The sequence below is a fragment of the Sphingomonas sp. LaA6.9 genome, assembly GCF_022601895.1.
Lineage (GTDB): Bacteria > Pseudomonadota > Alphaproteobacteria > Sphingomonadales > Sphingomonadaceae > Sphingobium_A.
The window spans coordinates 65749-74250 of record NZ_JAKVIO010000023.1 but is presented as its reverse complement, the minus strand read 5'-3'; the positions used below and the strand labels follow the sequence as shown (position 1 = coordinate 74250).

Annotated in this window: 8 protein-coding genes; 7 read left to right on the top strand and 1 reads right to left on the bottom strand. The window is 65.8% G+C overall.

The window, feature by feature from the left end; all coding sequences use genetic code 11:
- From MKI88_RS12830 to MKI88_RS12800, 7 genes are all read left to right on the top strand, one after another.
- Positions 1–1071: GMC oxidoreductase (locus tag MKI88_RS12830; protein WP_241631778.1), on the top strand; the 1071-nt coding region annotated here is incomplete at its 5' end.
- A gap of 5 nt (positions 1072–1076) precedes the next feature.
- The gene (purU, locus tag MKI88_RS12825) at positions 1077–1934 is read left to right on the top strand and encodes a formyltetrahydrofolate deformylase (protein WP_241631784.1); all 858 of its coding nucleotides are present in this window, start codon (positions 1077–1079) and stop codon (positions 1932–1934) included.
- A gap of 48 nt (positions 1935–1982) precedes the next feature.
- Positions 1983–2984: a LacI family DNA-binding transcriptional regulator gene (locus MKI88_RS12820; protein WP_241631777.1), complete on the top strand. Its 1002-nt coding sequence runs from the start codon at positions 1983–1985 to the stop codon at positions 2982–2984.
- A gap of 116 nt (positions 2985–3100) precedes the next feature.
- Positions 3101–3859 (top strand): methionine ABC transporter ATP-binding protein, encoded by a 759-nt coding sequence (locus MKI88_RS12815; protein ID WP_241631776.1) that lies wholly within the window; start codon positions 3101–3103, stop codon positions 3857–3859.
- Between the two features lie 10 nt (positions 3860–3869).
- Positions 3870–4535, top strand: a complete 666-nt coding sequence (locus MKI88_RS12810; protein ID WP_241631775.1) for a methionine ABC transporter permease — start codon at positions 3870–3872, stop codon at positions 4533–4535.
- A gap of 10 nt (positions 4536–4545) precedes the next feature.
- Entirely contained in the window at positions 4546–5340 is a 795-nt protein-coding gene (locus tag MKI88_RS12805) for a MetQ/NlpA family ABC transporter substrate-binding protein (RefSeq protein ID WP_241631774.1), read from the top strand.
- 106 nt (positions 5341–5446) lie between these two features.
- Positions 5447–7288: a DUF885 family protein gene (locus MKI88_RS12800; protein WP_241631773.1), complete on the top strand. Its 1842-nt coding sequence runs from the start codon at positions 5447–5449 to the stop codon at positions 7286–7288.
- A gap of 37 nt (positions 7289–7325) precedes the next feature.
- On the opposite strand, the gene MKI88_RS12795 is transcribed toward MKI88_RS12800, so the two are convergent.
- On the bottom strand, positions 7326–8489 hold the full coding sequence (locus MKI88_RS12795) for an aminotransferase (protein WP_241631772.1): 1164 nt from the start codon (positions 8487–8489) through the stop codon (positions 7326–7328).
- Positions 8490–8502: the final 13 nt, after the last annotated feature.

Sequence of the window (8502 nt, the reverse complement as noted above, 5' to 3'; positions counted from 1 at the left end):
AAGGGCTGGGCCGCCTATGCCGAAGCGACCGGGCTCGAACGCGACCGCATTGCCCCCGCCGACTGGTTCCGCAAGAACTGGGGCGATCCCGGCAATCCCTGCGTCTATTGCGGCTATTGCAACACGGGCTGCGCCTATGGTCGCAAGAATGCGATGCCGCAGTCGCGGCTACGCGAGGCCGTCGCGCACCAGGCGCGGATCATTGCCGATGCTGAGGTCACGCGCATCCGCTGGAAGCCCGATCTTGTGGGCGACAAGCGCGTCGCCGAGGGCGTCGAACTGCAGCTCGCCTACGGCCGTCGTCATTTCATCCGCGCGCGCCGCGGCGTCGTCGTGGCGGCGGGTGCGCTGGCCTCGAGCCGGCTGCTCAAGGCCAGCGGCGTCGCCGACAGCGGCAACGCCATGTCGCTCAATATCGCCTGTCCCGTGGTCGCGTTGATGCCCCGGGGCACCGACGTGCGCGCGTGGAACGAGGATCAGATGACCAGCTATGTCGACCAGGGCGACTTCCTGCTCGAATCGCATTTCCAGCCGCCGATGAGCATGGCAACGCTCGTTCCGGGGTGGTTCGGCGACCATTTCGGCCGCATGCACAACTATAACCGGCTCGCCTCCGCGGGCATCCTCTTTCCCGCTGATCGATGCGGGCAGATGAAGGGCAGCAAACTGAGCTTCAAGCTGCGCAGCAATGTCGAGCTGCCGCTGCTGCGCCGCGCGCTCGCGACGCTGTCCAAGGTGCATTTCGCAGCGGGCGCCGAAGAGGTCTATCCCGCGCTCGCGCGAGGGCAAACGCTGCGCGCGGGCACGCATTGGGGCGATATCGACCAGTTCTTCGAGGACAATATCCGCGAGGCAGACGACGTCACGCTGTCGAGCTCGCACCCGCAGGGCGGCAACGCGATCGGCCAGGATCCCGCCCACAGCGTCATCGGCATGGACTTCCGCGTCCATGGCACCACCAACGTGATGGTCACCGATGCCAGCGTCTTTCCGAGCTGCATCCGCGTCAACGCGCAGTTGACCACCATGGCGATGGCGCACTACGCGACCGCGGATACGGCCCCCTTCTGACGGGAATTCCAGTGGACGATCGCCATATACTGACGCTTTCCTGCCCCGACGCACGTGGCATCGTCGCCGCGGTCGCGGGCTTCGTCGCGGAGCAGGACTGCAATATCCTCGAATCCGCGCAGTTCGACGATCTGGAGAGCGGTCGCTTCTTCCTGCGCATGCTGTTCGCGAGCGAGGGTGGGGTTTCGGGCGACACGCTGCGCGCGCGCTTCGCCGCGATCGCCGCGCGCTATCAGATGGACTGGCAGATCAGCGACGCCGCCTATCGCCCGCGCACCGTCATCATGGTCTCGCGTTTCGGGCACTGCCTCAACGACCTGCTCTATCGCCACGAGATTGGCGCGCTGCCGATCGACATCGCCGCGATTATTTCCAACCATCAGGACTTTGCGGCGCTCGCCGCGGCGCGCGGCATCCCGTTTCATCACATCCCCGTGACCGCGGCGACCAAGGCCGAGGCCGAGGCGCGGCTGATGGACCTTTTCACGCGCGAGCGCGGCGAGCTGCTCGTGCTCGCGCGCTATATGCAGGTGCTGTCGGACGATCTCTGCGCGAAGCTCGCGGGGCGCGCGATCAATATCCACCACAGCTTCCTGCCGGGCTTCAAGGGTGCCAAACCCTATCACCAAGCGCATGCGCGCGGGGTGAAGCTGATCGGCGCCACCGCGCATTATGTCACCTCCGATCTCGATGAGGGGCCGATCATCGAACAGGAGGTGATCCGTGTCGATCACGCCACCAGCGCCGACGAAATGGTCGCCGCCGGTCGCGACGTCGAGACCGTCGTGCTCGCCCGGGCGATAACATGGCACGCCGAACGCCGCATCCTGCCGAACGGCAACCGGACCGTTGTGTTTCGCTGAGCGAAGTCATAGGCGTATGACATTGCTGTCAGGTTGATTGGGAACAGGATGCGGCTCACCATTCGCGACGTCTCCGAGACGGCGGGCGTCTCGATCAAGACCGTCTCGCGCGTTCTCAACAAGGAACGCTATGTCCGCGAGGAAACGCGGCTGAAGGTTGAGGCCGCGATCGAACAACTCGGCTTCCGTCCCAGTGCGGCGGCGCGCGCGCTCGCGGGCAAGCGCTCCTTCCAGATCGCGCTGCTCTATGACAATGAGAACGCCTATTACGTGTTCGACCTGCTTGCGGGCGCGCGGCGCTGCTGCCTCGAAAACGGCTTCCGCCTGATCTTCCAGCCCTGCGACATCCATTCGCCGCGCCTGCTCGACGATGTCCGCGCGCTGATCGACGAGACGCATCTCGACGGCATCATCCTGCCGCCGCCGCTGGCGGATGTCGCGGCGCTGATCGACGAACTGCACCGCCGCGACGTGGCCTTCGTCCGCATCTCGCCGGGGACCGAGCCCGACGCATCCTCCTCGGTCTTTATCGACGACCGCGCCGCGGCCGAGGCGATGACCGCGCGCCTCATCGCGCTGGGCCACCGCCGCATCGGCTTCGTGCTCGGTCACCCCGATCACGCCTCGACCGCCGATCGCGTCGAAGGCTATCGCGCCGCGCTCGTAGCGCACGGGATCGCCGAGGATCCGGCGATCATTCAGCCGGGCCGCTATGACTTCGAATCGGGTCGCGTCGCGGGCGCCGCGCTGCTCGACCTGAGCGAGCCCCCCACCGCGATTTTCGCCAGCAATGACGAGATGGCGGCGGGCGTGCTCGCGGTCGCGCACGAGCGCGATATCGCGGTCCCCGAAACCCTCTCGATCGCCGGCTTCGACGACACCACGCTGTGCAGACTCGTCTGGCCACCGCTCACGACGGTTCACCAGCCGTCGCAGGACCTCGCCTATTTCGCGACCGCGCTGCTGATCGACGGTCAGGCCGAGATCCGCCGCAGGAAGCTCGCTTTCGCGGTGATCGAACGCGGCTCGACCGCGCCGGTGGCTGGCTGATCGAGAGCGAGGTCGGATAGCCGGGCGCCCCCCAAGTTTTCTTTCGCCGTGACGAACAAATATTGCGCGCATCGGGATTTGGCGCGCACGCGATCCTCGCCTAGAAGCGGGCGATCATGTCCGACCAAGCCGTGATCCAGCTCACCGACGTCCGCAAGCGCTTCGCGGCCAATAGCGGCCCTGCGCTCGACCGCGTCGACCTCAGCGTCGCGCGCGGCGAGATATTCGGCGTCATCGGGCAATCGGGCGCGGGCAAGTCGACGCTTGTGCGCCTCATCAACGCGCTCGAGCGGCCGAGTTCGGGCCGCGTCGAGGTCGACGGCATCGATGTCAGTACGCTCGACGCCGCCGGTCTGCGGCAATTGCGCCGCCGCATCGGCATGATCTTCCAGAATTTCGGGCTGCTTTCGTCGCGCACGGTGACCCAGAACGTCGCCTTTCCATTGAAGCTCGCGGGCGATCCGCGCGCTGCAATCGATGCGCGCGTCGACGAACTGCTGCTGCGTTTCGGGCTTTCCGACCACGCACACAAATATCCGGCACAGCTCTCGGGCGGGCAAAAGCAGCGCGTCGGCATTGCGCGTGCGGTCGCGACACAGCCCGACATCCTGCTATGTGACGAAGCGACGAGCGCGCTCGATCCCCAGACGACGCGCTCGGTCCTGACGCTGCTCAAGGAACTCAATCGCGAACTGGGGCTCACCGTCGTGCTGATCACGCACGAGATGGAGGTCGTCCGCGCGATCTGTGACCGCGTTGCCGTGCTCGATCATGGCGTGGTCGTGGAAACGGGGCCCGTTGCCGACATCTTCGACCGCGCCGCGCATCCGGCGACGCAGCGGCTCCTCGGTGCAATGGCGGAGCACGCGGTATGAGCGCCCGGGCATGAGCGGCTGGTTCGCCAATATCGACTGGTCGGACATCGGTCAGGCCTGTCTCGACACGCTCGCGATGCTCGGCGGTTCGCTCGTGCTGACCATCCTGCTCGGCCTGCCTCTCGGCGTGCTGCTCTTCCTTACATCGGGCCGTCAGCTCCTCCAGAACCGCGCCGCCAATGCCGCGGTCGGCTTCATCGTCAATGTGCTGCGCTCGGTCCCCTTCGTCATCCTGCTGATCGTGATGATCCCGCTCACCGTGGCGCTTGTCGGCACGTCGCTCGGCGTCGTCGGCGCGATCCCGCCGCTCGTCGTCGGTGCCGCGCCCTTCTTCGCACGGCTCGTCGAAAGCGCGCTGCGCGAGGTCGATCGCAACACGATCGAGGCGGTTCAGTCGATGGGCGCAACCACCAGCCAGACCGTCTGGCGCGCGCTCATTCCCGAGGCGATGCCCGGAATCATCTCGGCCGCCACCGTAACCGCGGTCGCGCTGGTCTCCTTCACCGCAATGGCCGGCGTTGTCGGCGCCGGCGGCCTCGGCGATCTCGCGATCCGCTTCGGCTATCAACGCTTTCAGACCGACGTCATGATCGTGACCGTCGTCATCCTCATCCTCATGGTCCAGGCGATCCAGTTCGCCGGCGACCGCCTCGCCCAGCACTACACCCGCCGCTAAGGACGCCTGCATGACCCGCCGTACCTTCCTTGTCGCTTCCGCGCTGCTCGCGCTCGCCGCCTGCTCGGGCGGGAACAAGGCCGATGGCGACACGCTCACCGTCGCCGCGACCGCGGTGCCGCATGCCGAGATCCTCGAACACATCAAGCCCGCGCTCTCGAAAGAGGGCGTCGATCTGCAAATCCGCGTGTTCAACGATTATGTGCAGCCCAATATGCAGGTCGCGCAGAAGCAGATCGACGTGAACTATTTCCAGACCAGGCCCTATCTCGACGATTTCAACGCCAATCGCGGGACGAAGCTCGTCACCTTCGCGGGCATTCATGTCGAACCAATGGGCGGCTATTCGCGCAAGTGGAAGTCGCTCGAAGAACTGCCACAAGGCGCGCAGGTCGCCATCCCGAACGACCCGAGCAGCACCGGCCGCGCGCTCGTCCTGCTCGAAAAGGCGGGTTTGCTGAAACTGAAGCAGCCCGGCCATGCGCTCTCCACGCTCGGCGACATCACGAGCAACCCGAAGAATCTCCAGTTCAAGGAACTCGAAGCCGCCGCGATGCCGCGCGTCCTGGACCAACTCGACCTCGCGCTCATCAACACCAACTACGCGCTCGACGCGAAGCTGAGCCCCGTAAAGGACGCACTGCTGATCGAGGGCAAGGATTCGCCCTATCTCAACTATGTCGTCGGGCTGGAGGAGGGGCGAAACGACCCCAGGGTCGTGAAACTGATCGCGGCGCTCAAGAGCGCGGACGCCAGGGCGTTCATCGAGAAGAACTATGCCGGCGCGGTGCTGCCGGCGTTTTAGGAGCTGCAACCCTCGCTGACGTCAGCACAGGACCAGCCCAAGTTGCGCTCGCTCGCCCACTGTGCGACCCACGCAAAGTTTCAATCGGGTAAGGAGCAGCAAGATCATGGCGTCACTGGCTCGCCGCCAATTTCTTCAGTCCGCGAGCGCGCTGGCCGCGCTGCAACTGCTCCCGGGCGCGCTTCGCGCAGCAGGGACCGCAACGAATTCTGATGCTGCAGCGGAGCGAACGCTTGACTCTGTCGCGGAAGCGCTGCTCGCCGAATATCCTGAGAACGCAACTTTGCTCGGCCTCGACAAGGACGCGCGCAAGACGCTCAAGGCGCGCCTTACCGACCGGTCGCCCGACGGTGTGCAGCGTCTCGCAGCGGCTGCGAAACAAAGGCTCGCGCAGTTGCGGGCGATCGACCTGAATCAACTCGGTCCCGCGGCGCGCAATGACGTTGCGGTTGTCACCGCCGCACATGAACTGGCGGTCGAGGGATATGGCTTCGGCTTCGGCGATACGGTGACGCTCAACCCGCAATTCTCTTATCGCAACTCGCCCTATGTCGTCGCGCAGAACCTGGGCGCCTTCATCGAGATTCCCGACTTTCTCGACAGCAACCACGCGGTCGCGGACACGGCTGACGCCGACGCCTATCTCGCCCGGCTCGACGCCTATGCCGGCGCGCTCGATGGGGAAACTGCGCGGCTTGAACACGACCGCGGCGCCCGGGTCATCGCGCCGGCCTTCCTGCTCGACAAGACGCTCGGGCAGATGAAGACAGCGCGCGCGCGGCCGATCGCCGAATGGACCGTCGCATCCTCTATTGCGCGGCGTACCGCGGATATTCCCGGGGGGCACGCGGCACGGGCCGCGCGGCTCGCCGCGGACAAGGTCGCGCCCGCACTCGATCGGCAGATCACCGAGCTCGAACGTCATCGCGCAGCCGCAACCGCCGATGCGGGCGTGTGGAAGCTGCCAAAGGGCGACGCCTATTATGACTGGGCGCTCCGCGCGGGAACCACGTCGCGCATGTCGCCCGAAGAGGTACATCGGCTCGGTCTCGAACAGGTCAAGTCGCTGGCGGCGCAGATGGATGCGCTGCTGCGCGCCGAAGGGCTGACGCGCGGGACTGTCGGCGAACGGATGACCGCGCTCGGCAAGGATCCGCGCTACCTCTTTCCCAATACCGATGCAGGGCGTGCGCAAATCCTCGACTATATCAACGGGCGCGTCGCGGATATCCGCGAGCGACTGCCGCGCGCCTTCGCGACGCTCGTTCCGGGCAAGCTGATCGTCAAGCGCGTGCCGCCCGAGATCGAGGCGGGCGCGCCGGGCGGCTATGCCGCAGCAGGTACGATCGACGGCTCGGTCCCCGGCAACTATTATATCAACCTGCGCGATACCGGGATCTGGCCGCGCTATGCGTTGCCGACGCTGACCTATCACGAGGGGATTCCGGGGCATATCTGGCAAGGCGAATACAGCTACAAGCTGCCGCTGGTCCGATCGCTGCTCGCGTTCAACGCCTATTCGGAAGGCTGGGCGCTCTATGCCGAGCAGATCGCGGACGAACTCGGCGTCTATGAAGGCGATCCGCTCGGGCGACTAGGCTATCTCCAGTCGATCTCTTTCCGCGCATGCCGGCTCGTCGTCGATACCGGCCTGCATGCCAAGCGATGGACGCGCGATCATGCGATCCAGTGGTTTGCGACGACCAATGGCTCGACGGTCGAGGAGGTGAGCAGCGAGGTCGACCGGTACTGCGCATGGCCCGGGCAGGCGTGCGGCTACAAAGCGGGGCACAACGAGATAAACCGCCTGCGCCAGAAAGCGATGGCGGCACTTGGCACGCGCTACGATCTGAGGCGATTCAACGATGCCGTGGTCAAGGCAGGCGGCGTGCCCATGACCGTGCTCGAGCAATTGATCGACGCGCATATCGCTGCGGCGCGCGCATGAAGGCGCGGTCCTGCATTGCGCCAATCGGTCACGGTCCTCACGACCGCGCGAACAGCGCCCGCGCCTTTGCCATGCGCGCGATACCTTCGTCGATCGTCGCATCGACCTTGGCGAAGCAGAGGCGCACGACCGAGGTGACGGGCGCCTCGGCATAAAAGGCCGAGACAGGAATGGCGGCGACTCCGGCCTCGCGGACCAGCCGGTCGCAGACGGTCACGTCATCCACCGCCACCCCCGACGCCGCGAGGTCGATCGAGAGGAAATAAGTGCCCGCGCTTGGCAGCACCGCCCAGCCGGCCTCTGCCAGCCCCGCCGTCAACCGGTCGCGCGAGCGCGCGAAATCGGCGCGCATGCCGGTGAAATAGGCTTCATTCTTGCCCAGCCCGTGCGCGACCGCGGCCTGAAGATTTGGCGGCGTCGTGAAAGTCAGGAACTGATGCGCGCGTGCCAGCGCATGAGTAAGTTCTGATGCGGCGCACATCCAGCCAACCTTCCAGCCGGTCAGGGAGAAGATCTTGCCCCCCGATCCGATCTTCACCGTATGCTCGCGCATCCCCGGCATTGCCATGATCGGGCTATGCGCGCGGCCGTCGAAGACGACATGTTCCCACACCTCGTCGCTGATCACGATTGCGTCATGCTTCACCGCGAAACGCGCGAGCAGTTCCAGCTCCGCATCGGAGAATATCGTCGCGGTCGGGTTGAGCGGGTTGTTGAGGATCGCGACCGCCGTGCGGTCGCTGAATGCCGCGGCCAGCGCTTCTTCGGTCAACCGCCATGCGGGCGGCTCGAGCCGCACCAGCTTGGGCACCCCGCCCGCGCGCAACACGAGCGGCAGATAGGCGTCGTACATCGGCTGGATCAGCACGACCTCGTCGCCCGGTGTCACCAGCGCGAAGATCGCCGCCGCCAGCGCCTCGGTCGCGCCCGAGGTCACTATGACCTCGCTCTGCCAGTCGAGGTCGATGCCCTGATGCCGGCGATAGTGATCCGCGACAGCCTGACGCAGCACCGGCAGCCCCGCCATCGGCGGATACTGGTTGGATTGCACGACCAGCGCACGCTGCGCGGCTTCGAGCACGTCCGCCGGGCCGTTCGAATCGGGAAAGCCCTGCCCCAGATTGATCGCGCCCGTCTCGCGCGCGAGGCCGGACATCTTCTCGAAGATCGTGGTGGGCATATTGGCGTAGAGCGGGTTCATCTGTCCGCACTAA